The following is a 23,296-nucleotide window of genomic DNA, read 5'->3' as shown; positions in this document are numbered from 1 at the left end:
CAGCGTCAGCCGCAGCACTTTTCATTGAGTTGGACCGGTGGGCAGGGAACGGTGCCGTAGGAGCAGAAAACACAGCAATCGCCAGGTAGCGGTTTCAACAGCGTTTTGCAGGAAGCACATTCGTGGAACCACTGGCAGGCATCTGTCGGCATCGTTTCAATCGAAACATGCCCGCACTTCGGGCATGTCAGTTCGCTGACAAGAATTGGTTTTTGCGCTGTCATGTTCACATCAATCCGATCAGAAACTCGTTCAGGCGAGCTTCGTTTGAAACAATGGCCCAGGCGGCAAGGGTCAACATCGTTGACGAGCCAAGCCACCATTTGAATTTCCCCAAAGAGCCAAGACGCGCTGCCGAAACCCAGGCAATGAGCAAGAGAAGCACGGATACTGCTAGTACATAGTAACTTGCCGCAGCTATTATTCCGAATATTGCAAGCCAGCTGCCGCCCAGTCCCAGCAGCATCATGGTGACCGGAAGAATGCAGCAGCTTGCGACACCAACTGCGGTGATCGAGCCCGCCCAACTGGCGCCAATCAAACCTTTCAAGACGCTTCCCTTTCATGTTCTTCGCCTGATCACACGGCGCAAGAAGTCAATGGCTCCATTCTGCCGGACCAGGTCTTGGCGAATGCGCGTATGACACTATGCTTCCTGTAGTCGCTACAGGATCAAGAGGGTGCTCAATGGCCACTATCGGAGAAGCTTCGCTGCGCAGCGGAGTTGGCATCGAAACCATTCGCTACTACGAGCGCAAAGGAATTGTTCCGAAACCGGGGCGCAGTGGAAATGGTCGTCGTGTCTATTCCCCGAGCGAGATTGCAAATCTTCGCTTTGTCAAACGATGCAGGGACCTCGGCTTCCCACTGCATGTCGCAAGCAGGCTTTTAGTGATCTCGATGGGAGAGCAGGTCAGTTGCGGCGAAGTGCAGGATTTCGGACAAGCGCAATTGATGGAGACACGCTCAAAAATTGCCGAGCTGGAAAACCTTCGAACGGCTCTTGAGGAATTGGTTTCCAATTGTGAGGAGGGGTCGACGAACTGTCCGATGCTTGAAAAGCTCTGGTCGCAATAAGGCTCGGAGCTCTGCAAAAAAAGACCCGCCGTGAGGCGGGTCAGGTAATGTCAGCAAGGCTTGCCGACAGGGGCTGCTTAAGGGAGGTTCAGCGGCATCAGGCGGCCAGTTGGCCGCTCTGTTTCTGATCCGTTGAAACGAGCTTGAGGCTCGGGGGTGTCAAAGGCGCATTCGCTCCGCTGTAATTCAAAGTCTGACGAAGAGCCGGCGCATCGTTCAAAATAGACGATGGGTCAACATAGAATGGTTGTGCCAAGGCTCGTCGAACATCGCCTCGTGTCAGGCCAATGTCCTTCAATTGCTCGTCGGTCCAATATTTGAGCTCTGCGTACTGGCGGCGGTTATTGAATACACGCCATGCACGGGCAGCCATCTGCCCGAAGGGAGCGAAGAAAGGGGTGGTTGCAGTGTGGGTCATGGCAAAATTCTCCTGTTAGCGGTCGAAGGAATTTTCGACAGCTCGTTCCGCGCCGGTATTGGCAGTCCTTGTTGTGGAACATCCTCTAGATGGACCTTCTTCAAACATTAATCCAACGAATGTTTGTGATAGGAATGATCGTATCTTGTGATGAAACGGATTTCGGCCTCGCGTTTTCGTGACGTTGAGCCAGTCCGAAACGAATTATTTCGCGTTTGAATGGATGCCATGGTATCCATGAGCAAAGCTTATATGTGAGGCGGGAATGCTCGACCTGGACCAGCTCCGAACTTTTGTTGCCATTGCCGAAAGCGGCAGTTTCACCAAGGCGGCCGAAAACGTGCACAAGACGCAGTCTGCCGTGTCCATGCAGATGCGACGATTGGAAGAACGCATCGGCAAGCCGCTCTTCGTCCGTGTGGGGCGTCAGTCAAGGTTGACGGAGCATGGCGAGCGACTGCTGCACTACGCGCGCCGTCTGGTTCAGTTGAACGATGAGACCCTGGCGGCCTTCGATGACACGGAACTTGCCGGGCTTGTCAGGCTCGGGACGCCGGACGACTACGCCGATCGGTTTCTTCCGGAAATTCTGGCTCGTTTTTCCAGGTCGAATCCCAAGGCGGAAGTGAGCGTCGTGTGTGCTCCGACACCGAACCTTGCGGAGATGATAGCCGAAGGCGAGCTGGACGTGGCCATCATCACGCACGTTCAGAAGAAGGGCCGGAAAAACGTTGACGTGGTCCGGCGCGAGCCGCTTCTCTGGGTTGTCTCGGCCCGTCACGCCGTGGAAAATGAATCGCCGCTTCCTCTTGCACTGGGCCGGGCAACCTGCGACTGGCGAAAGGCTGCGCTCAACGCGCTGAGCGACCAGATGCGAGAGCACAGGCTGCTCTATTCAAGCTGGAATTCAACGGCCGTCGGCGCAGCAGTCCTTGCCGGGCTGGCAATCTCGGTGATGCCGGAATCAGCACTGCGATCGGGCATGCGTGTTCTTACAGAGGCAGATGGCTTTCCACGCCTTCCCGAATGCGAAATCGGCATCATGCGATCCTGGCACAACACTTCCAGGGTCACCGATGCCCTGATCGAGCACATCGTGTCCTCTCTCGACAATCTGTCGGTGCCTCAGGCGGCCGAGTAAATTGTAGGCGTCACTTTTCTCGATTTTGTTCAACGGGTTACCTTCGGATCGATAAAGTTTCAAAGGAAACTTTCCCATTGAAATGTAAGAGATTGTGATGTATTTTGTTTGAATTAATTCGAATCTCAAATCGCCCAGCGGATACGCGGCTCATGAACAGGGTCTCGCATGAATCACGCACTCGATATCGATCAACTCAGAACTTTCCTTGCGATCGCTGAGCTGGGAAGTTTCACCAAGGCCGGCGAGGCCGTGCACAAGACGCAGTCTGCGGTGTCGATGCAGATGCGTCGGCTGGAAGAACGCGTCGGACAGCAGATATTCATCAAGGACGGCCGTCAATCGCGATTGACCGAGGATGGCCTGCGGCTGGTCGAATTCGCCCGCCGGATGATCCTTTTGAACGATGAAACCTTGTCTGCGTTTAACGGTCAGAAGGAAGTCGGACATGTGAAGCTCGGTGTGCCGGATGATTACGCCGACCGTCTGCTGCCACAGGTACTGGCCGCGTTCAATCGCCTGAATCCTTCCATCGAAGTACAGGTGGAATGCTCCGGCAGCCGCAAACTGACCGAAGCCATTCGTGAAGGCGCCCTGGACGTTGCCATAACCACCTCCGGAGACACGTTGGACCTGCGCGGTGAAATCATTCGCAGGGAGCCGCTTTACTGGGTTACCTCCACGCAGCACTCCGCGCATACGCAGGACATTGTCCGCCTGGCCCTGGGGCCGGCAACCTGTTGCTGGCGTCGGCTGTCGATGGATGCGCTGGACAGGGCAGGGCGCCGTTATCGGGTGTCTTATACGAGCTCAAGTGCGGCGGCGCTGGTCGGTGCGGTACAGGCCGGTCTCGCAGTCACGGTCTTCCCGGAAAGTGCCATTCGCGACGGCATGCGCATCCTGGACGAAAAGGACGGCTTTCCGTCCCTGCCGTTCTGCGACATCGCGCTTCTACGGTCCGATACGGCCCGTGAAGCCATGCACGACACCCTGTGCAATCACCTCATCGCAGCAATCGGCAATGTGGGTAATGGCAGCGGCCAGGTTGCAGCAGAATAAGCCGGCATGAATTGAAGCGAATTGCAGGCGCAGGAACACTGGTTTCAGCGCGCCCGCAACATGAGCAGGTTGCCGCCCAGGACGCATGCAAGACCCGCGGCTGCGACCGGTGTCCATTGATAACCTTCGAAGATCGTCGAGAGAGTCAGCGCGACAACTGGGAAAAGCACAGTCGCGTAACCTGCACGTGCCGAACCTATTCGGCCCAGAAGTGTCAGGTAGGACACAAAAGCGATCACCGATGCTATGACTGCCAGATAGAGCAGGCTGACCAGATAAGAGACCGACCATTCAATGGCAAAACTCTGGCCACGGAGCGCAGAGAACAGGCCCAGAAACACCATGCCGTAAACCATGCCCCAGGCGGTTGCCGGGGTGACGCCGATCCCGCGCCGCTGCGTGTCTGCGGACAGCATGTTGCCGAAGCAGAAGGACAGTGTTCCGCCGATGCACATGAGGAGCCCGAAAGCCGCCTGCGAACTCAGGTCGGCCCCGGCAAGTTTCGGCCAGAACATCAATCCGATCCCTGCAAATCCGAGGATTCCGGCCGCGAGTGCCAGCATGTTGGGGCGTTGACCGAATAGGATCATGCTCAGGAACAAGTTGAATATGGACGCGGTTGAGAAGATCACTGCCAGCAGTCCGGATGGCAGATGGGCCGCGCCGTAGTAGAACAGCGTGAAATTTATCGAAAACAGCAGCGCACCAAGGCCGGCAAACCGCAAGTGATCACGGATAGGGAAGGCAAGCGAGTGCCCCCGGAATTTCGCCCAGACCATCATGATCGATGCGGCCAGAACAAAGCGCCAGAAAACGGAAACTTCGGGAGCTACATTGGCAACCTGTCCCTTCATGGCAATCCAGCTGATTCCCCAGGCAAGGACGGTCACTGCATAGAGACCGTAGTCCGTCGGAGTGAAGCCGCTGGTTTCACGGCTGAGGGAAGGCGAGGCGACGCTCATGAGAAGTCCATATCAGGAAAAGGTCCGGCCAATCAGGCTCGTCTCAATGTGCGGTTGACCATCCTTCAGCGCAAATGATTGTTTTTGATCTTCTCATCAAGAAAAGAGATGCCTATGGTCGCCTTGCCCGGCATGGGACTGAATCTGTTCTTTGATTTCCTGGAGACACGATGACCTTTCTAGTGGTCGAAAACTACCCGAACACCGATCTCGGTATCATCGCCACGACGGCGAGGGAGGAGGGGCACGAATGGGTCACCGTCAAAGCTCATCTGGGCGAGCAGGTGCCGCAATCCTGCGAACCTTTCAAGGGGATCATTGTCCTGGGCGGGGCTCAAAGTGCCGTTGCCGATGAAAACTTTCCGCATTTGCCTGCCGTCTGTAGTCTGATCCGCGCATTTCACGAAGCGGACCGGCCAGTCATGGGAATCTGCCTGGGGTCCCAGCTCATCGCCAGGGCATTCGGCGGCAGCAACATTCTGGATCGGCCGATCGAGTTCGGCTGGAAGGACGTCACGCCAACTGAGGCCGGAATGTCGGATGCCGTCCTGAAAGCGATTGGCTCTGGTGGCCCTCAGTTCCATTGGCACACAGATACGGTCACATTGCCGGAAGGTGCGGTCCATCTTGCTGAAAGCGACATGACACCCGTTCAGGCTTTCCGTCTCGGCCGCGCGACCTATGCCGTACAATTCCACTTTGAAGCCGGCCGGAACGAAGTCGGCGACTGGTCGCAATTGTTCGCGGATGAAATTCAAACGCATACTCCCGATTGGCACCAGCGTCTTGAGGCGGAAGCAAGCCGTCACGCATCAAGGGCGGATAAAATCGGGGCAGCGCTCGCCAGGGCCTGGCTCGCGCTGCTTTGAAGACGGCAGCCGTGTCGCGGCTGGATGGGTCGGAAGCGCTGGGTCAGAGGACCGGAGTTTCTCCTGAAAGCACAGTTTGCATTGCCTTTTCGTCTAGATTTCCGCCGGTGAGGATGACGCCGGCTTTCTTGTCTTTGAGGTTGGCTGCATCCTGCGTCATGGCGGCCAGTGCCGCCGCCCCGGCGCCTTCGGCCAGGTTATGGGTGTCCGCATAGAGAACCCGTATCGCGTCGGCGACTTCACATTCTGAAACCGTCGCAATCCGATTTGCTCCACTTGTCAGAATGTCCAGGGCCTCTTGAACGGGTTCCCGGCAGGCCATGCCGTCGGCGAAGGTTCCGGCAGTTTCCGTCGTGATGATCTTCCCGGCATCGAATGATAGCCGATAGGCTGGAGCCTTTTCAGTCACGACCGGCACGATCTCGGTCTTGAGGCCGAGAAGATCTCGCACGGTGATCAGTCCGCAGGCGCCCGATCCCATGCCGACGGGAACGTAAACCACATCCAGGTCCGGATGGGCACGGAAAAACTCCAGAGCATAAGTGGCGACCCCGAGGACAATGTTCTTGTGAAACGACGGCACCATCAGAAATCCGCTCTCTTCGGCGATTTTCTGAGCTGTCAACTTGCTCACGTCAAAGTCCCGGCCATCGATGACAAGATCGGCACCGAAAGCCTGCATTGCCCGATTCTTGCCCTCCGCATTGCCCTCGGGCACCACGATTTTCGCTGGAAGTCCGAGCAGGCGTGCAGCCAGAGCCATGGATTGCCCGTGATTGCCGCGCGTTGCCGAAACGACGCCCTCCGGTTTTCCGTGCGCTTCAATGTGTTCTTGGATGTAGACGATTGAACTCCGGGCCTTGAAGGCTCCAATCGGTGTGTGGTTCTCGTGCTTCACCACGACCTCTAATCCGAAGCGTTCTTGAAGCAGCGGCCAGGTATAGCTGGGGGTTTCAGGAACGATCTGCCTGACAATCGGTAAAACGGCATCCAATTCTTCAAGCGTGAACAGCGACTTCATCATGCGTCCTTCAAATCAAGTGGAGTGCACTTCGGGTCGAGGTCCAGTCAGGCCGCATCCGGTGCAATCAGGATACGTCAGGCTGCCACGAAAACATGTGCACTGTCTTTCAAAATCCTGAACCAAATTGAACTTGAGCAGCGATGCGCCTTGGATCATCTTGATCGTCATGAATCCTGAAGCCCGCCATTCGAAATCTGCTTCCGCGAGCCTGACGACCGCCGTCGCCGGCCATGATGTTACCTTGCTGCCCGCCGCAGCTTATGACGCCTGGTTTACAGCAACTCAGGATACCGTCGGGTTTGCTTTTGATGCGCAAACCGGAAGCCATGCGATCGGCTCTGACCGAGGCGAAGCTTTTTTCAGGTTGCCGAACAGTCTGGCGTTGACGCCCTGCGGCTGTGATGTTCGCTCAAGTTCCGCCAAGGGTGGTGAATACCTTCTTGTAAGCGGACCTTCCGTCAGCATTTCGACCGACAGCTACGTCACCAACCTGCAAAATCCGCGGGCGATTTCTGCAGCCCGCCAATTGCGCGGTTGGATGCTTGGCGGGACGATGCCGGACGCGTTGATCGTTGAAATGGAGATATCCAGATTGTGCTCAGCCGCTCTTCAGGTGCCTCCACGTCGGGAAAAGGCTGCCAGATGGATGACGCAGGCGCGTTTCAGTCGCGTTACAGAGGCAATCGATGAAAACCTCGATGGCAACCTGACCGTCGCCGGGTTGGCAAAGGAAATCGGTCTGTCGGCAAGTTTCCTCAGCCGGGCTTTCACCGCATTTTGCGGACAGACACCTTACGACTACGTGCTCAGCAGACGTATCAAAAAGGCGCGGCGGCTGATCGCAGAAACGGACCTGCCGCTTGCCGAGATTGCCTGCTGCTCGGGGTTTTCTTCGCAAAGTCATATGACGGTGATCATGAAGGCCAGAATTGGTGTCAGTCCTGCAAGGATCGCCCGTCATAGACTTTGCTGAAACCGGTCAGTTAAAGAACCAGATTGTGCCGACCGACCTTGGTGATGTCGGTTTCGCCGCACAGCCCCATTGTCACGTCCAGTTCCTTGCGCATGATGTCCAGAACCTTGGCAACGCCGGGCTTGCCCATCGCGCCCAGTCCGTAGATGAAGGCACGGCCGATATAGGTGCTGTGAGCTCCCATCGCGACGGCTTTGAAGACGTCCTGACCTGAGCGGATGCCCCCGTCAAAGTGAACTTCGATCTTGTCGCCGACTGCATCGACGATGTCACCCAGCACTTCGTAAGAAGCAAGGGCGCCGTCAAGCTGCCGGCCGCCATGGTTGGACACGACAATCGCGTCTGCTCCGAGTTCCGCGGCGATCTTCGCGTCCTCGACATCGTTGATCCCCTTGAGGATCAGCTTGCGGTCCCAGTGTTTCTTGACCCATTCGACGGAGGACCAGTCCAGGGTCGGGTCGAACTGGCTCGCGGTCCATTCGGCAAGCGAAGACATGTCTTCGACACCGGAGACGTGGCCATGAATGTTGCCGAATTCGCGGCGTTTCGTTTGCAGCATGTTCCAGCACCAGCGCGGTTTGAAGGCAAGGTCGACCAGAACGTGCGGCTTGGGTTTTGGTGGCGTGCTGAGGCCGTTCTTGATGTCCTGATGGCGCTGCCCGAGCACTTGCAGGTCGAGCGTCAGCACCAGAGCCGAGCAGCCTGCAGTGTGCGCACGCTGCATCAGGTTTTCCGAAAATCCACGGTCCCGCATGACGTAAAGCTGAAACCAGTAGGGGTTCTTTGTGTTTTCGGCAACATCCTCGATCGAGCAAACGCTCATCGTTGAAAGCGTGAACGGGACGCCAAACTCTTCCGCCGCCTGTGCCGCCAGAATCTCGCCGTCTGCGTGCTGCATGCCTGTCAGGCCGACCGGAGCAAGCGCAACAGGCATTGTGACGTCCTGGCCGACCATGGTGGTCTTGAGCGAACGATTGTCGATGTTGCGGGCGACCCGCTGACGAAGCTTCTGGCGTTGGAGAGCCGCTTCGTTCTCCCGATAGGTGCTCTGTGTCCACGACCCCGTATCGGCGTAATCATAGAACATTTTCGGGACCCGGCGTTTTGCCAGGGTCTGCAAGTCGGCAACATCGGTCACAACAGTCATTGAATGGTCCTCCTGGGACGTCACGAGCGAGGGGCGTGTTTGGTGAGTTTCGAGCGTCGCATTCCGGCGAGTTGTTCGCGTTGGTCCAGTTGCTCTGCTTCGGCCAGCGTGGCGCGCACGTAATCGATGTGCTCTTCGGAATAACGTTTCGCGCTGACGGGGTCGCCCTCGCGGATGGCTTCGGCAATCGCCCTGTGCTGCTGCAGCAGCTCGGTGCGCGCCGTTGGATGGTCGTAAAGACGGCCACGATTGTAAAAAACACCGTTCTCCAGCAGCCTGTAACAGGATCGCAGCGTGTGCAGCATCACCACATTGTGGGCCGCTTCCCCGACCGCATGGTGAAATGCCACATCGAGCCGGCTTTCCGTATGAAGATCACCGACCTCATGGGCGGCCTGCATCTGTTCGACAATCTCCAGCAGGCGGGCAATGTCGGAAGGCGCCGCTCTTACGGCCGCTTGCGAGGCAGCCTGTCCCTCGATGCCACGGCGGAACTCGAAATAGTCACTGATCGCCGAAGGGTGGCGGGCAATCAGCTGCACCACGGCTTCGGAAAAGATGGGACCGATGAGGTCGCAGACAAAAGTGCCGCCACCGCGACGCGCCTCGATCAGGTCGCGTTCCTCCAGTGTTTTGAGCGCGTCCCTCAAAACCGGCCGGGACACTTTCATCTGGTCGGCCAGGTCCCGTTCCGACGGCAACCGGTCTCCCGATTGCAGCACGCCTTTCAGGATCAGGTTTTCAATCTGCTCGACCGCGGCATCGGCCGTTTTCTGGTGATCGACGGGTTGAAACACGTTGTTTGTTTCCTCTCTTTGCGCGGCAAAATAGTCCCAAATTCAAAATTGGTCAATTTTTTTGTCCAATTTAATGTTGCGTGACTGTCGCGCCTGCGAACTTTCGTCGCAATCGTGAATTCGACCTTTGTCTAATGGTTTCCTTAAGGGCAAGGTGTCGGCTTGGGGCATTTCATCAGGACGGGACTTAGAACGTGGCGCAGGGGTCTGAAAACGGATCGTCTTTTCCCTCATTCCGAACGTCGCCATTGCGCGAACGGGTCTTGGGCGAGGTTCATGCTCGTCCCTTTCGGCCGATCCTCAGTCCGCGAACAATCCTTCATTACGCGTTTCTGACCAACTCGGAGGAAGCGGCAAAGGATCAGGAATGGCTTGCGGAGTTCTGCATTTCACGCGGTACGCAGGGGCCAGCGCCCGGAACGAGGCATCACACGCTCTCTTTTGGCGGGGGAACCTTGAGCTGGGAGCAGCATGCGGAGTTCACCACCTACACCTGGGATGGCGCAGCCAATCCAAGGGAGATCTTCGGAAAGGTTCCCGCTGCCCATCCTTTTGGCGCTGCTTTTCGCGCTCCGGGGGACCTGCTGGTGGCTGCCAGACTGGAGTTGCGGGTGCCGGAGCTGGGCGAGGACTGGCGGAGCCACTTTGACGCAAGCAGCCTGACCGTTTCCAGCCTGGAAGATGGGGCTGCCATGGTGGCGACCGACTTTCGCCAGGATGGCGATGGCCTGACGCGTTTCCTCGTGTTCAATCACCGCCTCAGCGACGTTCAATCCGGAGCGGTGGTGCAGCGGCTTCTGGAAGTGGAGACGTACCGAACCCTCGCAATGCTCGGCCTGTTCGAGGCAACCAGGTTGCAACCGGAGATCAGACGGTTTGAGATTCAGCTGGCTGAATTGACCGGGCAAATGAGGGATACCTCGGCGCTTGGCGCCAATCAGGAGCTTCTGGACAAGCTGTCGGCGCTCGCTGCGGCGTTGGAGGCCGGAGCGACCGCCAGCACGTTCCGCTTTGGTGCGAGCAGGGCCTACCATCAGATCGTCAAGGCCCGGTTTGAAACGCTGCGGGAAGAAGCCGCACCCGGTGAACTTTCGATTGCCTCGTTTCTGGCCCGCCGGCTGTCGCCGGCCATGCGCACCTGCCAGGCGATCGAGGACAGGCAGGCAATGCTGTCCCGCAAACTGGCGCGCGCCACCACCTTGCTGCGTACCAGGGTGGACGTGGAGCTGGAACAGCAGAATCGCAGCCTGCTTCAGTCCATGAACCGGCGGGCTCGCCTGCAGTTGAGGTTGCAACAGACGGTCGAAGGATTGTCGGTAGCCGCGGTCAGCTACTATGTCGTCGGACTGATTTCCTATCTGGCAAAGGCCACCAAGGAAACGGGGCTGCCACTGCCTGACGCAAACATCATGACCGGTATTGCCGTGCCGTTTGTCGTGCTTCTGATCTGGTGGACGGTCCGGCGCATCCGCCACAATCATGGTGAACATTGAACAAAAAAGGCCGGGGGAAACCCGGCCTTTGTGTTCTTGATGCCTGTGCGGCTTACTTGGTCGTGCCGTCTTCGTTGAACTGTGCCAGATAAGCGATCACGTTGACGCGGTCGTCTTCCTTGCGCAGTCCGGCAAATGCCATTTTACCCTTCTTGATCAGATCCTTCGGCTTGGTCAGGTAAACGTCGAGGTTTTCGAAATCCCAGACCTGTCCGTCGCCTTGTTCGATCAGGGCTTTGGAATACTTGTAGCCTTCCACCTGACCCCAGGGACGGTCGACAACACCGTTCAACTGCGGGCCAACCTTGTTCTTGGCGTTTTCACCAACAGCGTGGCAGGCGGCACACTTCTTGAATACTTTTTCGCCCTTGGCAGGGTCGCCCTCGGCGCTCGCCTGCAGGGTCATTGCCAGAAGCGCGGTTCCGGCGATCGTCAGCAATCGCTGCATATGTGTCTCCCTCATTTCGGGTGCGTTGAAACCCGCCGTTAGAGAACAGGATGTCCGTTCCGGATGCAAGTGACGCGCGGTCGCATCTGTGTGAGTTGCAAAGTCGAACGTCACCCTCAAAGGGCGAGGTCTTGGGCTTCTCAACCTGCTCGTGCGTTGCTCGGCAGTCGAAGCCAGTCTTCCAGTCCGGTGTCCCAATAGGGAGATGAGCCGTAAAGACCGGCAAGGAAGTCAATGAAGACACGTACTTTCGCTGGAAGAAACTGGCGGCTCGGATAAACCGCGTAAAGACCGACATCCTTGGATGCCCGGTATTGCGGCAGCAGGATCTGAAGTTTTCCCTCGCGCAATTCAGGTCCGACATCCCAGGTAGAGCGAAGTGCGATACCGACCCCTGCCAAAAGACACTCGCGAACCACTTCGTTGGAGTTGGTTTTGACCGGCGCCTGCGTGCGCACCGTTTCGATGCCGTCGGGACCGGCGAGGCGCCAGGGATCCTGATTTGTTGCGGCAATGGTGACGTGATTGTGGGTCAGGTCGTCGATATTCTCCGGAACACCATGTTTTTCCAGATAGTCGGGGCTGGCGCACAGGATCCGGTGTACAGGCGCAAGCCGGCGGGCAACAAGACTGGAATCGGAGAGTTCAGCGATCCGGATGGCCAGGTCATAACCGTCGCCGACAATATCGACAAAGTCGTCGGAGAGATCGAGGTTGACTGAAAGATCCGGGTTCTCGGTCAGAAACTTTCCGAGATGCGGAGCGATATGCAGACGGCCGAAGGATGTGGGAACGGCAACCCTGAGATTGCCACGTGCCTTGGCAGACCCGCGCGAGACGAACGATTCCGCCTCTTCCACAGAGGCCAGGATCGCGATCACCCGTTCGTAGAAGCCCTGTCCGGCTTCCGTCATGGCGATCTGACGGGTCGTTCTTTGCAAAAGCCGCGTTCCCAGTTTTTCCTCAAGTCGCCTGATCCGCTTCGAGACCACGGCAGGAGACAGGTTCATTTCACGTCCGGCCGCTGACATGCTGCCCGCGCTGACCACCCGGGCGAAGATTTCCATGTCCGTCAGATTGCTCATTTTCAATCTCTCAGAAAGACAATTATTATTTTCCGAACGTTTTCCTGGGGCGCGATACTTGCCAGTATTCAGGAAAGCGATGATCTACCAGCTCTTGCTACGACAGAGCAAGTCAGATGGATCATACCTAGAGAGGAAGGAGGTCCCTTTTGACCGCGATCGCGATGCCAGCCCCGGACCAGGATGTCCTTGCCAGACGCAAGGAAATCGTCAGCGCCCTTCAGGCAATCGTGCCGGGAGAAGGGGTCATTCACGATGAGCGCGAGATGCGCGCCTACGAGACCGACGCCCTGACAGCCTATCGGCAATTGCCGCTGATCGTGGTCCTGCCGGAAACAGTCGAGCAGGTCTCGAAGGTATTGAAATATTGTTATGACAATGACGTGAAGGTGGTCCCGCGCGGCGCTGGAACATCGCTTTCGGGCGGAGCGCTTCCGCTCGAGGATGGTGTCCTGCTGTCGATGATGAAGTTCAATCGTGTGCTGGATATCGACTTTCCGAACCGGGCCGTTGTTGTCCAGCCGGGGGTGACAAATCTCGGCATCACACGTGCGGTCGAGCACGAGGGCTTTTACTATGCTCCCGATCCCTCATCTCAGATTGCATGCTCCATCGGCGGCAATATTGCGGAGAATTCAGGCGGAGTACATTGCCTGAAATACGGCTTGACGACCAATAACGTCCTCGGACTTCAGATGGTACTGATAACCGGCGAGGTCATTCGCCTTGGTGGCAAACATCTGGACAGCGAAGGTTACGACCTTCTGGCGCTGATGACCGGTTCGGAAGGATTGCTTGGCGTGGTCACGGAAGTGACGGTGCGAATCCTGCAAAAGCCAGAAACGGCGCGCGCATTGCTGATCGGTTTTCCGACGAGTGAAGATGGCGGTCGCTGTGTCGCGGACATCATTGCCGCGGGCATCATTCCCGGCGGCATGGAAATGATGGACAAACCTGCCATTCATGCGGCCGAAGACTTTGTTCACGCCGGATATCCGCGTGATGTCGAAGCCCTGCTGATCGTTGAACTGGACGGGCCTGAAGGCGAAGTCGATTTTCTCATCGGCCGCGTGGAAGAGATTGCAAAGGCCAACCAGGCCAGCCACGTTCGCATTTCCCAGAGCGAAGAAGAGCGGATGACATTCTGGGCAGGGCGCAAGGCCGCCTTTCCGGCTGTCGGCCGGATATCTCCAGATTACCTTTGTATGGACGGAACCATCCCGCGCCGCGAATTGCCGAAGGTTCTCGCCCGTATGCGCGAGCTGGGCGAGAAGCATGGTCTTGGTGTTGCCAATGTCTTCCATGCCGGCGACGGCAACCTGCATCCGCTGATCCTTTATGACGCCAACAAGCCGGGAGAGCTGGACGCAGCGGAGGCATTCGGGGCGGATATCCTGAGGCTTTGTGTTGAGGTCGGCGGCGTACTGACAGGTGAACATGGCGTCGGGATCGAAAAGCGCGATCTGATGACCGACATGTTCTCCGAAGAGGATCTGAAACAACAGCAGCGTGTCAAATGTGCGTTTGATGAAAAACACCTGCTCAATCCGGGCAAGGTGTTTCCCGTTCTTCATCGCTGTGCGGAGTTGGGCAAGATGCATGTGCATAAAGGCCAGTTGCCCTTTCCCGATATCCCCCGCTTCTAAGGACTTCTTTGCATGGAAACGACATTGAAACCGCGGGACACGCGGGAGGTGGAAGAGGCCGTGAGATGGGCAGCTGCAGAGAATCAGCCGCTGGAAATCTGTGGCCATGGGTCGAAACAGGGGCTCGGCCGACCGGTTCAGGCCGCACATATTCTGGATCTCTCCAACCTGACCGGTGTTGAAACTTATGAACCGGCGGAGCTCGTGTTGACGGTCAAGGCCGGAACTCCGGTTGCCGAGGTTGAAGAGCTTGTTGACGATAATGGCCAGGAGCTTTCCTTCGAACCGATGGATTATGGTCCTCTGTTTGGAAGCGAACCGGGGAAGGGAACAGTTGGCGGTGTGCTGGCGTCGAACCTGTCCGGGCCGCGCCGAATAAAGGCAGGTGCCGCACGGGACCATGTGCTTGGAATGGAAGCCGTTTCCGGCCGGGGAGAGATCTTCAATTCAGGTGGCAAGGTCGTCAAGAACGTTACCGGTTACGATCTGCCTCGGGCACTCTGCGGGTCGTTCGGCACGCTTGCAGTCGCAGCGACGGTAACGCTCAAGGTCAATCCGAAACCGGAAACCTCAGCCACGTTCCAGCTTTCCGGTTTGAGCGAGGAAGACGGCGTCAAGGCTTTGTGCGCGGCCATGGGATCTTCGGCGGAAGTATCGGCCGCCGCCCATCTGCCCTCCGGGATCAATGGCGAGGACAGCAAGACCATCTTGCGGCTGGAAGGGTTCGAAACATCCGTAGACTACCGTTTCAGGACACTGCAAAACCTCTTGAAGGAATTCGCCTCACCGGCAAGGTTGGCGGAAGCCGAGTCGCAGGCCCTGTGGCGTTCCATCCGGGATGTGTCACCCTTTGCAAATGGGGAAACTCCGGTCTGGCGGGTGTCGCTCACACCAACGGCAGGGCCTCGGTTTGTGAAATTGCTCAGGGACCGGATTGATCTCAAAGCATTCTTCGATTGGAGCGGCGGCCTCGTCTGGCTTTCCTGCGATGATGGCCGGATCCACGATGTCGAGATCAGAGCGGCTCTGACCGATGTCGGGGGCGGTCATGCGACCCTTGTGCGGGCGGATGCCTCGGTCCGGTCCAATGTGGAGGTTTTCCAGCCGCAGCCGGCCCCGCTTGCAACCTTGTCACGCCGATTGAAGGAACAGTTCGACCCTCATGGCGTGCTCAACCCTGGACGAATGATCTCCGGCGTGTAGTCTTTCCGGATTACGTTCAATACGCATTCTTCGCAGGGAGCGCGGTAATGGAACAGCAATCCGATGTTGCAGGTTATTTGGAACCGGGTGGCAAGAACGCCACCCTCGTTTACATTCTTTATCTCGTCAGTCTTCTAATCGGCTTCACATCGCTGATCGGCGTGATCTTCGCTTATCTGAACAGGGGCAGAAGCGTGAGCTGGGTCGACACACATTACACCTTCCAGATCCGGACCTTCTGGATAGGCATTCTGTTCAGTGTAATCGGCGTGGTTTTGATGTTTGTCTTCGTCGGCATTTTCGTACTGTTGGCGACCGCAATCTGGGCAATCATTCGCTGCATCAAGGGACTGCAGCTTGCTGCGCGAAACGAAGCTATTCCCGATCCTCAGACCTGGACGTTCTGAAAAGCTCGATCTTCAAGCCGTCATGGGGGCACTCGCGTGACGATGCGAGTGGACCCGTGGCATTCTGAGTTTCCGGATCGTGGTGCTCTTGAGCTTCCGCTTGCGGCTTACGCCTTGCCACCATTGTGCAGCGGAAACCCGCGCACCCTGCTTCCGATCAAAGAGTTTTTCTTTTGTTTGTGTGGGGTGAGCGTGCCTGGTACGGGAGAGAAAACACCTGCCGATTTGTCCAAATTGTCCATTTTGGCAAAACCCCTATGCCTGAAACGCACCTTGTGTGAGGTTTCCCCAACCCGTACGATCCGCTTCCATCTGGGGAGATATCCGTGGTGACGGATAGGTGAGGAGACGCCAGGCACAATGCAGACCAATTTCACTGCGGAGCAGCTGAAGGACAGCCATGTCGCCGAATCAGAAAAGATCTTGCGCAAATGTGTGCATTGCGGCTTCTGCACGGCGACCTGTCCGACATTCACGCTCCTGGGTGATGAACTCGACAGCCCGCGCGGACGGATCTACCTGATCAAGGACATGCTGGAGAATGACCGTCCTGCGGACGAGAAGATCGTCAAGCATATCGATCGTTGCCTGTCCTGCCTTGCCTGCATGACCACCTGCCCGTCGGGCGTGCATTACATGCACCTGGTCGATCACGCCCGCATTCATATCGAAAAGACCTACAAGAGGCCGTTGAGCGATCGGCTCATGAGGTCTTTGCTCGCGCATGTCCTTCCTTATCCCAAGAGGTTTCGCTTGGCGTTGATCGGGGCGTTTTTCGGCCGTCCGTTCGCCGGGGCGTTCAAGGCAATAGGTGGCCCGCTTGCAAAAGTCGGTGCGATGCTGGAACTCGCACCGGCAAAAGCCGCGCCCAGAGGGCAACTGGAAGGCCCGGGTGTGTTTTCTGCAGAGGCGCCGAAACGAAAAGGGCGTGTTGCCCTTTTGAGCGGATGCGCTCAGCCTGTGCTCAATCCCGGCATCAACGACGCCACAATTCGCCTTCTGCAAAGAGCGGGATACGAGATCGTGCTGCCCGAAGGAGAAGTGTGCTGCGGTGCGCTGGTCCATCACATGGGCAAGGAAGACGCCTCGCTTGAGAATGCGCGGCGCAATGTCGATGTCTGGCTGCGCGAAGCAGACGGCGAGGGGCTCGATGCAGTTCTCATCACCGCGTCCGGCTGCGGAACCACCATCAAGGACTACGGCTTCATGTTGAAGGACGATCCGGCTTACGCAGAAAAGGCGGCGCGGGTATCTGCTCTGGCAAAGGACATCACGGAGTTCCTGACGGAAATAGAACTGGGACAGCCTGTTCGCGATCCACAACTGACGGTCGCCTACCACTCTGCGTGCTCCATGCAACATGGCCAGAAGATCACGCGGCAGCCCAAGGACCTCCTGACGGTTGCCGGGTTCAACGTCAAGGATGTGCCGGAGGGACACCTTTGCTGCGGGTCTGCAGGCACCTACAACATTCTCCAGCCGGAGATTGCCCGCCGTCTGCGGGACCGCAAGGTCGCCAATATCGAAAAGACACAACCCGATGTTATTGCCACTGGCAATATCGGCTGCATGACGCAGATCGGTCTTGGAACCGGTATCCCGATCGTTCACACCGCCGAATTGCTGGACTGGATCTACGGCGGTCCGCAGCCGGAAGCGCTGTCGCATGAAAGTGGGGCGATCGAAGCTGCCGAGTAGCTGTCATCAGTCAGGGGGGCGATCGGAGCGCCGGTTTCGGTCGCTCCAATGTCTTTGTCAGGTTTCCCTTGTCCCAAGTTGAACCGGGGTCTTGTCGGGTTCGCGGTCGGGAGGTTGACCGGCCAGACGTAGGGTGCGTTCCAGGAGCTCTTCGTAGATCGGCCGTCCGCCCAGATGGTGAGCCGTCAGCGAGGCCGTGGTGCATGTCACCAGAACGGGCATGATCAGAGCATAGGCACCGGTCAATTCCATCACCAGCACGACACCGACAAGCGGCGCGCGCACGGAAGCTGCGAAAAAACCACCCATGGCGGCGACGGCACAGGCTGCCCTGAAGTCTGTTTCAACGGGCAGCGTTTCGACAGCGGCAACGCCGAATGCCAGTCCGGCACAGGTCGCAATGGAGAGCATCGGGGCGAAAATGCCGCCAGGCACGCCGGAGGCATAGGAGAACAGCACACCGCTGAAACGCAGGAACGTCAGAATGACCAGGGCAATAATACCGTAGTCACTGACGATGAGGTGATGCACCAGATCTTCGCCGCCGCCGGTAGCATCCGGAAATGCGTTTAGCAGGACACCGGTCGCGCCGCCGATTGCAAGTGCCGGCAGCCAGCGTAAGCCCTTGGGAATCTTCTGGAACTGGTCCATCACGGCAATCAGTGCCCAATTGAAGAAGACACCGAGACCGCCGAGCACTATGCCCAGGAAACCAAGCAGAAGATAACTCCAGACCGGAATGTAGGAGACGTCCACGACGAGCAGAGGTCCCGTGTGGGTGAGTTGTTCCGTTATCGCAGCGCTCAGTATCGACGCGATGATGACGGCCATATAGGTGCGGTAGCCGAATGGAAACTGCCGCCGTGTTTCTTCAACAATGAACAGGATGGCGGCCAGCGGCGCGTTGAAGGCCGCCGCCAGACCGGCAGCTGCACCTGCGGCAAGGAGGCCCTTGTGATCTGCGGAGGTAACCTTGTGCGATTTGGCAAGCGCTTCCGCGGTCATTGCACCCATGTGGATGGTTGGACCTTCGCGTCCGAGCACGAGACCGGACCCGAGGGCAAGCAGGCCACCGAAGAATTTCGCCACCAGAACGCTTGCCCAATGCACCGGACGCTTGTCTTCCATCGCGCCTTCGATTTCCTGAATGCCGCTACCGGCCGCTTCCGGTGCCACGCGTTGAACCAGGAGAAACGCGGCAGCGACGCAGACCGACGAAATCGCGATCGAAATCAAATAGGGCAGGACACCTGTGCCGACAGCGCTCCTGAGGGCCGCATATTGAGCGAACAGGAATTCAAGGCCTGCATGAAACCCGGTGGCAAGGCTGCCGACAAGAACGCCCACCAGCGCGGCCTTCAGAAAATAGGCTGCATCCGATTTTGGAGAGATGATGTCGGAGTGTCCTGACATGTTAATCCGGCCTGGAAACAAGAGCGAAAACAGAGGGATTCGATCAATCCGGGAACTAAACTGCAGAGAAACCGTCAACGGCGCAAGGGCGAGTTGCCGGACAAAAGACAACGCGCGGCTGTGCCGCGCGTTACGGGTGTCCTACTGCGATGTCACTGTGCCTGGTCGCAAATCAGATCACATGGACCGTCGTGCCGACCTTGACGCGCTCATAAAGGTCCATCACATCCTCGTTGCGCATGCGGATGCAGCCGGACGATACCGCGTGTCCGATGGTCCATGGCTGGTTGGAGCCGTGGATCCGGTAAAGGGTCGAGCCGAGGTAAAGAGCGCGTGCGCCGAGCGGATTTTCAGGTCCACCCGCCATGAAGGCGGGAAGGTCGGGGCGGCGTTTGCGCATTGCTGCGGGTGGACGCCAATCCGGCCATTCTGCCTTGCGTGTTACCTTGTGTGATCCGGCCCATTCAAAGCCCGGTTTGCCGACGCCGACACCGTAGCGGCGGGCTGTACCGTCTTTTTGAACCAGGTAAAGATATCTGGCATTGGTGTCGATCACGATGGTGCCCGGCTTGTGAGAGCCATTGTAGTCGACAACGGTCGGCAGGAATTGCGGAGCAACCTGCCGGCTCGGCCGCTGCGGCTTTGCCTGTTGCCGCACCGGTTGCTGACGCGGAGACCACCAGTTAACCCGCCGAGCCTGAGGCTGTTGTACCTGACGGCGCTGTACGGGCGCAGCGGTTCTGCGGTTGACCCTTGGCTGCAACTGCAACACCCAGGGCTCTGTCAGGTTCGGGCTGAGCACCAGCGGTGGCGGAGCAACCTGTCCTGCAGTTGCCGGCGATCCCGGAATGGCGATCCCGATGATCATCGCACCGGCGAGGAGCAACAAATTCTGTCGGATATTACTTTTAAAGAACATGGCAGCACTCTTAACTTGTCATCGACCACGTTCAGCAGTCTGTTCTGGACTGCCGCTTAACGGATTGCCAAGAAGGATAAGTGTGCAGGCTCTGCCAAAAGTGAATCAAGAGCGTAGAATTTTAGTAATTCTTTCCTATGGTTAGCTCTTTCTTGAAAAACAGGTTTAATGGAATCTTGTGCAAGGGAAGAGGCGCCGGGTTCCCTGAATTTCCTGAATTGGAATCCTTGAACTTTCTGCGATTCCTTGGTTAACGAACGCGTCTGCGGGCATCACGCGCGACAAGCGGCAGAATAGGTTCGATCTGCTTTTTCGACATGCCGGGCTTGATCCGAGGATCGTAGAGCATGTTCAAAATGATCTGATCGAATACCGTAAAACGGCTGTGACGGGAGGAATCGTTAAAAACGGAATGGGTCAGTCTCTCGTCGTCATTCATCGGACCGAGACCCTGAAGAATCTCCTCCACGAGGCAGCGTTTGAACAGGAATTCGCCCTCGTCGGAGACGATCACTGCTGAGGAGCGCTTGATTCCCTTCCGTCCTGAAACCACGCGCACAAGACAACGCCCTGGAACCTTTGCCCGGTTGTTCTTGTAGATGTCCTTTTTCACAACCGGCACATATTGCGCCCGGTCGACGACATAGACTTCGAAGTTGGCCGCGGAAGGATCGTTGGTGACAGTGGCCTTCAATCCGCCGACCCGCCTGTCGATCTCGCGAACGAAACGGTGAACGATCGACTTCCGGTTACGCGCGGACAGATTGTGAACGTAAAAGACCACCGGTTGCGTGAATTTCTTGACCATGTAAGGCCGCCAGCTCCAGCTTCGGTATTCCAGACCAAACACGGTCCTTTCAAAACCTTGCAGAAGCTCTTCGGTCGAGAAAGTCTGACTTGCCGCACGCGCTGGCGACGCAACCACGAAAAGAGAAAAAAGAACAAAAGTCAGAATGAAACGCATGGCATTCATATAGGTCAAAACACCGTTGGCAACCACATCGGTTTAATGATCATTGCGCCTTGTTCCCTCGAACCTGTTTGCGAAACGTAGTCAAGCTATTTCCCGGAGGAAGCCAACAAACCGTTACCACGAGAGTAAAATTCTTGTCACTTCCAACCGGCAGCAGAAAAACAATTCTTTAAACTTCCCAAGATATAAGAGGGTCATATTGCGATTCAAATGCGCCTGCAGGGGCAAGGGACGGGAGTAAGCATGGCCGCGGTGAAACGATCTTTTCGAGCGGAAAGCTTGATACGTATGAGTAATGGGGCAAACGACGACCCCGCCTTTGCAGAAGAACGCCGCCACCAGGAAGTCCTGGCAGAAATTTCAAGTTTAAGGTCGCTGATCAACAACGGTTCGGATCAGCAGCAAAACGCGATCGACCCGGAAGCCATGAGCGAGAAATTCATGGCCGAGTTTCGCAAGGAGCTGTCAGAGGCTGCCAAGCTCAAGGTCGAGTTGGATGCGATCTACGAGGCGATCGCCCAGACCAAAAAGGAAATCGCGACCCTTCATCACACGACCGGTGCCGAAGGCGAGGAGATGACTCGCGTCACCAACGAGCTCGACGCGGTTGTTGATGGAACGGAAGGGGCGACCGAATCGATCCTGTCGGCCGCCGAATTTATCGACGAGACGGCAAACACCCTGTCCGCGCGGCTCAAGGACCAGGATGCTGAATTGGCCGGCGACATTCAGGACAAGGTCGTTCAGATCTTCGAAGCCTGTAACTTCCAGGATCTGACGGGTCAGCGCATCACTAAAGTCGTTTCGACGCTGCGTTTCGTTGAAGACCGCATCATCCAGATGATGGACATCTGGGGCGGGATCGAAACCTTCAAGGAAATCGAAGTCGAAGAACGCGAATACAAGGAAGGCGACGCGGCCCTCCTCAATGGCCCGGCGCTGGAAAGCGACATTGATGTTGCCACACAGGATGACATCGACGCCCTGTTTGCCTGAACCACTTTGTGTTCAGTCGAAAGGAACCCGGCCACAGGCCGGGTTTTTTGTATGTGGGTGACGCGGGGAGCATCAACCCTGCACTAGGAGATACCCGATCATCAGCGTTACGGCACAGTAGAGCTCGGGAAAGCAGCCCACTCCTTCCGTCTTTGCAACATTCCGAATGGAGACCCGTTCCGATACCTGCCAAGTCTTGCCGGGAAGCGTTTCAATCGGTTGCTCTTGTTCTTTCAGCAAATTGCACTTGTGCCTTTGATACTTCCTCGATAAACATGAGAACAAATAGTGAATATCTGGTGTGGGTATGGCTGAACAGCAATCGGAACAAGGCGTGAAGCGGGAACGGGATCCGGTAACCGGGTTGCTTGAAGGGGATGACGGCAAGCAGCGTTGCTGGTGGCACGGTGGTCTGGAAGATTATGAAAAATATCACGACACCGAATGGGGCTGGCCGGTTGACGAGGACAGGCGGCTGTTTGAGAAAATCTGTCTTGAAGGTTTCCAGTCGGGTCTTTCCTGGCTGACGATCCTTCGCAAACGGGAGAGCTTCCGGGCTGCTTTTGCCAATTTTGAGTTCCAGAAGGTTGCCAGGTTCACCGAAGCGGACGTCGAGCGGTGTCTCAATGACAGCGGAATCGTGCGCCACCGCAAGAAGATCGAGTCGACCATCAACAATGCCAAGAGGGCGCTTGAGTTGAAGGCCGAATACGGATCGCTCGCGGCTTACTTCTGGTCCTTTGAACCATTGCCTGATAACCGTCCTGAGAAACTCGACTTTGAAACAGCCAGATCGCTTGGCAAGACTGCGGAAAGCACGGCTTTGTCAAAGGACCTGAAGAAAAGGGGATGGAGCTTTGTCGGCCCGACCACGGTCTATGCCTTCATGCAATCCATGGGTATGGTGAACGATCATCTGGAGGGCTGTTGCTGCCGCGAGCCTGTCGAACAGGCCCGGACAGAATTCACGCGGCCTGTTCCTCTTTGAGGCAGGCCACAGCCAGCTATCCACTTTTTACGTTCTGTGTCGTTTTCTGGCGGGCATAGTGCCGGTTTGCCTTGGCGCGGTTGCCGCAAGTCTCCATGCTGCACCATCGGCGGCGGCTGTTCCTGGTTTCATCGATGAACAGCCAACCACAGTCTTGCGCCGGACACATTTTCAGGCGCTCCAGTTCTCTCTTGTCCATCAGGATCGACATGGCGGAGATCGCGATCAGGGCTTCCAGCGGCTGCCCGGTTACGACTGCCTGGCCCCGATCCAATCCTGCCGGGTTAATTTGCCTGGCAGGCGCGAGCGCAGCCGTGTTTTGCCCGCCCTGCAACAGTGACCGGATGTCCGCTCGAAAACGGTGCAGATGATTCACATCTTCCGGCAGCATCGCGGGGCCGAGTTCCAGGGTGTCCAGCCAGATATTGAGGTCCTCAGGCGTCTCGATCTTTTCATGGATGACCTTGCCGTCTTTTGACCAGTCTGCCGTGTTGACGAAATCAAGGGCCAGTCGTCCGCCGATCAACCTGACCGGATGTCCATTTGCGTAAGCCATGTGA

25 protein-coding genes are annotated in these 23,296 nt (G+C 57.1%); 12 read left to right on the top strand and 13 right to left on the bottom strand.

Annotated features, from left to right (window positions below; all coding sequences use genetic code 11):
• Positions 1 to 5 precede the first annotated feature (5 nt).
• Together ABLQ08_RS06250 and ABLQ08_RS06245 are read right to left on the bottom strand one after the other, a co-directional pair.
• Positions 6 to 224: a GDCCVxC domain-containing (seleno)protein gene (locus tag ABLQ08_RS06250; protein ID WP_352940254.1), complete on the bottom strand. Its 219-nt coding sequence runs from the start codon at positions 222 to 224 to the stop codon at positions 6 to 8.
• Between the two features lie 2 nt (positions 225 to 226).
• Positions 227 to 550 carry a hypothetical protein gene (locus ABLQ08_RS06245; RefSeq protein ID WP_352940253.1) on the bottom strand — a complete coding sequence of 108 codons (324 nt, stop codon included), beginning with the start codon at positions 548 to 550 and terminating at the stop codon, positions 227 to 229.
• Between the two features lie 137 nt (positions 551 to 687).
• Here ABLQ08_RS06245 and ABLQ08_RS06240 point away from each other — a divergent pair, with 137 nt between their 5' ends.
• Positions 688 to 1,077, top strand: coding sequence for a MerR family transcriptional regulator (locus ABLQ08_RS06240; protein WP_352940252.1), 390 nt, complete (start codon positions 688 to 690; stop codon positions 1,075 to 1,077).
• Between the two features lie 97 nt (positions 1,078 to 1,174).
• Here ABLQ08_RS06240 and ABLQ08_RS06235 read toward each other — a convergent pair whose 3' ends face one another.
• Complete coding sequence (locus ABLQ08_RS06235) at positions 1,175 to 1,495, bottom strand: DUF1127 domain-containing protein (RefSeq protein WP_352940251.1); 321 nt, start codon at positions 1,493 to 1,495, stop codon at positions 1,175 to 1,177.
• A gap of 265 nt (positions 1,496 to 1,760) precedes the next feature.
• Here ABLQ08_RS06235 and ABLQ08_RS06230 point away from each other — a divergent pair, with 265 nt between their 5' ends.
• Together ABLQ08_RS06230 and ABLQ08_RS06225 are read left to right on the top strand one after the other, a co-directional pair.
• On the top strand, positions 1,761 to 2,636 hold the full coding sequence (locus ABLQ08_RS06230; protein ID WP_352940250.1) for a LysR substrate-binding domain-containing protein: 876 nt from the start codon (positions 1,761 to 1,763) through the stop codon (positions 2,634 to 2,636).
• A 168-nt stretch (positions 2,637 to 2,804) separates the two neighbouring features.
• Entirely contained in the window at positions 2,805 to 3,695 is an 891-nt protein-coding gene (locus tag ABLQ08_RS06225) for a LysR substrate-binding domain-containing protein (RefSeq protein ID WP_352940249.1), read from the top strand.
• Positions 3,696 to 3,739: 44 nt separating this feature from the next.
• Here the strand turns inward: ABLQ08_RS06225 and ABLQ08_RS06220 are convergent, their stop codons facing one another.
• Positions 3,740 to 4,657: a DMT family transporter gene (locus ABLQ08_RS06220; protein WP_352940248.1), complete on the bottom strand. Its 918-nt coding sequence runs from the start codon at positions 4,655 to 4,657 to the stop codon at positions 3,740 to 3,742.
• Positions 4,658 to 4,827: 170 nt separating this feature from the next.
• Here ABLQ08_RS06220 and ABLQ08_RS06215 point away from each other — a divergent pair, with 170 nt between their 5' ends.
• Positions 4,828 to 5,526 carry a type 1 glutamine amidotransferase gene (locus tag ABLQ08_RS06215; RefSeq protein ID WP_352940247.1) on the top strand — a complete coding sequence of 233 codons (699 nt, stop codon included), beginning with the start codon at positions 4,828 to 4,830 and terminating at the stop codon, positions 5,524 to 5,526.
• 43 nt (positions 5,527 to 5,569) lie between these two features.
• Here the strand turns inward: ABLQ08_RS06215 and ABLQ08_RS06210 are convergent, their stop codons facing one another.
• Positions 5,570 to 6,547 (bottom strand): threonine dehydratase, encoded by a 978-nt coding sequence (locus ABLQ08_RS06210; RefSeq protein WP_417714900.1) that lies wholly within the window; start codon positions 6,545 to 6,547, stop codon positions 5,570 to 5,572.
• Positions 6,548 to 6,674: 127 nt separating this feature from the next.
• On the opposite strand from ABLQ08_RS06210, the gene ABLQ08_RS06205 reads away from it, so the two are divergent.
• The gene (locus ABLQ08_RS06205; protein ID WP_352940245.1) at positions 6,675 to 7,523 is read left to right on the top strand and encodes a helix-turn-helix transcriptional regulator; all 849 of its coding nucleotides are present in this window, start codon (positions 6,675 to 6,677) and stop codon (positions 7,521 to 7,523) included.
• Between the two features lie 10 nt (positions 7,524 to 7,533).
• On the opposite strand, the gene ABLQ08_RS06200 is transcribed toward ABLQ08_RS06205, so the two are convergent.
• Both ABLQ08_RS06200 and ABLQ08_RS06195 read right to left on the bottom strand, forming a co-directional pair.
• Positions 7,534 to 8,670: an alpha-hydroxy acid oxidase gene (locus tag ABLQ08_RS06200; RefSeq protein ID WP_352940244.1), complete on the bottom strand. Its 1,137-nt coding sequence runs from the start codon at positions 8,668 to 8,670 to the stop codon at positions 7,534 to 7,536.
• A 20-nt stretch (positions 8,671 to 8,690) separates the two neighbouring features.
• A complete protein-coding gene (locus ABLQ08_RS06195; protein ID WP_352940243.1) occupies positions 8,691 to 9,467 on the bottom strand; it encodes a FadR/GntR family transcriptional regulator in 777 nt (258 codons plus the stop codon).
• A gap of 194 nt (positions 9,468 to 9,661) precedes the next feature.
• Here ABLQ08_RS06195 and ABLQ08_RS06190 point away from each other — a divergent pair, with 194 nt between their 5' ends.
• Positions 9,662 to 10,960 carry a DUF3422 family protein gene (locus ABLQ08_RS06190; protein WP_352940242.1) on the top strand — a complete coding sequence of 433 codons (1,299 nt, stop codon included), beginning with the start codon at positions 9,662 to 9,664 and terminating at the stop codon, positions 10,958 to 10,960.
• Between the two features lie 52 nt (positions 10,961 to 11,012).
• Here the strand turns inward: ABLQ08_RS06190 and ABLQ08_RS06185 are convergent, their stop codons facing one another.
• Positions 11,013 to 11,408 carry a cytochrome c family protein gene (locus ABLQ08_RS06185; RefSeq protein ID WP_352940241.1) on the bottom strand — a complete coding sequence of 132 codons (396 nt, stop codon included), beginning with the start codon at positions 11,406 to 11,408 and terminating at the stop codon, positions 11,013 to 11,015.
• A 140-nt stretch (positions 11,409 to 11,548) separates the two neighbouring features.
• Positions 11,549 to 12,493, bottom strand: a complete 945-nt coding sequence (locus ABLQ08_RS06180) for a LysR family transcriptional regulator (protein WP_352940240.1) — start codon at positions 12,491 to 12,493, stop codon at positions 11,549 to 11,551.
• A gap of 149 nt (positions 12,494 to 12,642) precedes the next feature.
• On the opposite strand from ABLQ08_RS06180, the gene ABLQ08_RS06175 reads away from it, so the two are divergent.
• The 4 genes from ABLQ08_RS06175 (at position 12,643) to glcF (ending at position 17,447) form a co-directional block, all read left to right on the top strand.
• Positions 12,643 to 14,139: an FAD-linked oxidase C-terminal domain-containing protein gene (locus ABLQ08_RS06175; protein WP_352940239.1), complete on the top strand. Its 1,497-nt coding sequence runs from the start codon at positions 12,643 to 12,645 to the stop codon at positions 14,137 to 14,139.
• Positions 14,140 to 14,151: 12 nt separating this feature from the next.
• The gene (gene glcE / locus ABLQ08_RS06170) at positions 14,152 to 15,342 is read left to right on the top strand and encodes a glycolate oxidase subunit GlcE (RefSeq protein ID WP_352940238.1); all 1,191 of its coding nucleotides are present in this window, start codon (positions 14,152 to 14,154) and stop codon (positions 15,340 to 15,342) included.
• A 47-nt stretch (positions 15,343 to 15,389) separates the two neighbouring features.
• On the top strand, positions 15,390 to 15,749 hold the full coding sequence (locus tag ABLQ08_RS06165; protein ID WP_352940237.1) for a DUF4870 family protein: 360 nt from the start codon (positions 15,390 to 15,392) through the stop codon (positions 15,747 to 15,749).
• 360 nt (positions 15,750 to 16,109) lie between these two features.
• Positions 16,110 to 17,447, top strand: a complete 1,338-nt coding sequence (gene glcF / locus ABLQ08_RS06160; protein WP_352940236.1) for a glycolate oxidase subunit GlcF — start codon at positions 16,110 to 16,112, stop codon at positions 17,445 to 17,447.
• 57 nt (positions 17,448 to 17,504) lie between these two features.
• Here glcF and clcA read toward each other — a convergent pair whose 3' ends face one another.
• The 3 genes from clcA to ABLQ08_RS06145 form a co-directional block, all read right to left on the bottom strand.
• Entirely contained in the window at positions 17,505 to 18,860 is a 1,356-nt protein-coding gene (gene clcA, locus ABLQ08_RS06155; RefSeq protein ID WP_352940235.1) for a H(+)/Cl(-) exchange transporter ClcA, read from the bottom strand.
• Positions 18,861 to 19,032: 172 nt separating this feature from the next.
• Positions 19,033 to 19,779 carry a L,D-transpeptidase gene (locus ABLQ08_RS06150; protein ID WP_417714892.1) on the bottom strand — a complete coding sequence of 249 codons (747 nt, stop codon included), beginning with the start codon at positions 19,777 to 19,779 and terminating at the stop codon, positions 19,033 to 19,035.
• 250 nt (positions 19,780 to 20,029) lie between these two features.
• Positions 20,030 to 20,743: a DUF2927 domain-containing protein gene (locus ABLQ08_RS06145; RefSeq protein WP_352940234.1), complete on the bottom strand. Its 714-nt coding sequence runs from the start codon at positions 20,741 to 20,743 to the stop codon at positions 20,030 to 20,032.
• Between the two features lie 297 nt (positions 20,744 to 21,040).
• On the opposite strand from ABLQ08_RS06145, the gene ABLQ08_RS06140 reads away from it, so the two are divergent.
• The gene (locus ABLQ08_RS06140; RefSeq protein WP_352940233.1) at positions 21,041 to 21,748 is read left to right on the top strand and encodes a protein phosphatase CheZ; all 708 of its coding nucleotides are present in this window, start codon (positions 21,041 to 21,043) and stop codon (positions 21,746 to 21,748) included.
• Positions 21,749 to 22,055: 307 nt separating this feature from the next.
• Positions 22,056 to 22,736 carry a DNA-3-methyladenine glycosylase I gene (locus ABLQ08_RS06135; RefSeq protein ID WP_352940232.1) on the top strand — a complete coding sequence of 227 codons (681 nt, stop codon included), beginning with the start codon at positions 22,056 to 22,058 and terminating at the stop codon, positions 22,734 to 22,736.
• Positions 22,737 to 22,752: 16 nt separating this feature from the next.
• Here ABLQ08_RS06135 and ABLQ08_RS06130 read toward each other — a convergent pair whose 3' ends face one another.
• Positions 22,753 to 23,292 carry a CGNR zinc finger domain-containing protein gene (locus ABLQ08_RS06130; RefSeq protein ID WP_352940231.1) on the bottom strand — a complete coding sequence of 180 codons (540 nt, stop codon included), beginning with the start codon at positions 23,290 to 23,292 and terminating at the stop codon, positions 22,753 to 22,755.
• Between the last annotated feature and the right edge of the window lie 4 nt (positions 23,293 to 23,296).

Source organism: Roseibium sp. SCP14 (assembly GCF_040329475.1).
Taxonomy (GTDB): Bacteria; Pseudomonadota; Alphaproteobacteria; order Rhizobiales; family Stappiaceae; genus Roseibium.
This window is presented reverse-complemented; position numbering and strand designations above follow the sequence as displayed.

Coding starts and splice junctions, on each gene's coding strand:
- ABLQ08_RS06250 (WP_352940254.1), bottom strand. CDS start 224: ATGACAGCGCAAAAACCAATTCTTGTCAGCGAACTGACATGCCCGAAG.
- ABLQ08_RS06240 (WP_352940252.1), top strand. CDS start 688: ATGGCCACTATCGGAGAAGCTTCGCTGCGCAGCGGAGTTGGCATCGAA.
- ABLQ08_RS06235 (WP_352940251.1), bottom strand. CDS start 1,495: ATGACCCACACTGCAACCACCCCTTTCTTCGCTCCCTTCGGGCAGATG.
- ABLQ08_RS06230 (WP_352940250.1), top strand. CDS start 1,761: ATGCTCGACCTGGACCAGCTCCGAACTTTTGTTGCCATTGCCGAAAGC.
- ABLQ08_RS06225 (WP_352940249.1), top strand. CDS start 2,805: ATGAATCACGCACTCGATATCGATCAACTCAGAACTTTCCTTGCGATC.
- ABLQ08_RS06220 (WP_352940248.1), bottom strand. CDS start 4,657: ATGAGCGTCGCCTCGCCTTCCCTCAGCCGTGAAACCAGCGGCTTCACT.
- ABLQ08_RS06215 (WP_352940247.1), top strand. CDS start 4,828: ATGACCTTTCTAGTGGTCGAAAACTACCCGAACACCGATCTCGGTATC.
- ABLQ08_RS06210 (WP_417714900.1), bottom strand. CDS start 6,547: ATGAAGTCGCTGTTCACGCTTGAAGAATTGGATGCCGTTTTACCGATT.
- ABLQ08_RS06200 (WP_352940244.1), bottom strand. CDS start 8,670: ATGACTGTTGTGACCGATGTTGCCGACTTGCAGACCCTGGCAAAACGC.
- ABLQ08_RS06185 (WP_352940241.1), bottom strand. CDS start 11,408: ATGCAGCGATTGCTGACGATCGCCGGAACCGCGCTTCTGGCAATGACC.
- ABLQ08_RS06180 (WP_352940240.1), bottom strand. CDS start 12,493: ATGAGCAATCTGACGGACATGGAAATCTTCGCCCGGGTGGTCAGCGCG.
- glcE (WP_352940238.1), top strand. CDS start 14,152: ATGGAAACGACATTGAAACCGCGGGACACGCGGGAGGTGGAAGAGGCC.
- ABLQ08_RS06165 (WP_352940237.1), top strand. CDS start 15,390: ATGGAACAGCAATCCGATGTTGCAGGTTATTTGGAACCGGGTGGCAAG.
- glcF (WP_352940236.1), top strand. CDS start 16,110: ATGCAGACCAATTTCACTGCGGAGCAGCTGAAGGACAGCCATGTCGCC.
- clcA (WP_352940235.1), bottom strand. CDS start 18,860: ATGTCAGGACACTCCGACATCATCTCTCCAAAATCGGATGCAGCCTAT.
- ABLQ08_RS06150 (WP_417714892.1), bottom strand. CDS start 19,779: ATGTTCTTTAAAAGTAATATCCGACAGAATTTGTTGCTCCTCGCCGGT.
- ABLQ08_RS06145 (WP_352940234.1), bottom strand. CDS start 20,743: ATGCGTTTCATTCTGACTTTTGTTCTTTTTTCTCTTTTCGTGGTTGCG.
- ABLQ08_RS06140 (WP_352940233.1), top strand. CDS start 21,041: ATGAGTAATGGGGCAAACGACGACCCCGCCTTTGCAGAAGAACGCCGC.
- ABLQ08_RS06135 (WP_352940232.1), top strand. CDS start 22,056: ATGGCTGAACAGCAATCGGAACAAGGCGTGAAGCGGGAACGGGATCCG.
- ABLQ08_RS06130 (WP_352940231.1), bottom strand. CDS start 23,292: ATGGCTTACGCAAATGGACATCCGGTCAGGTTGATCGGCGGACGACTG.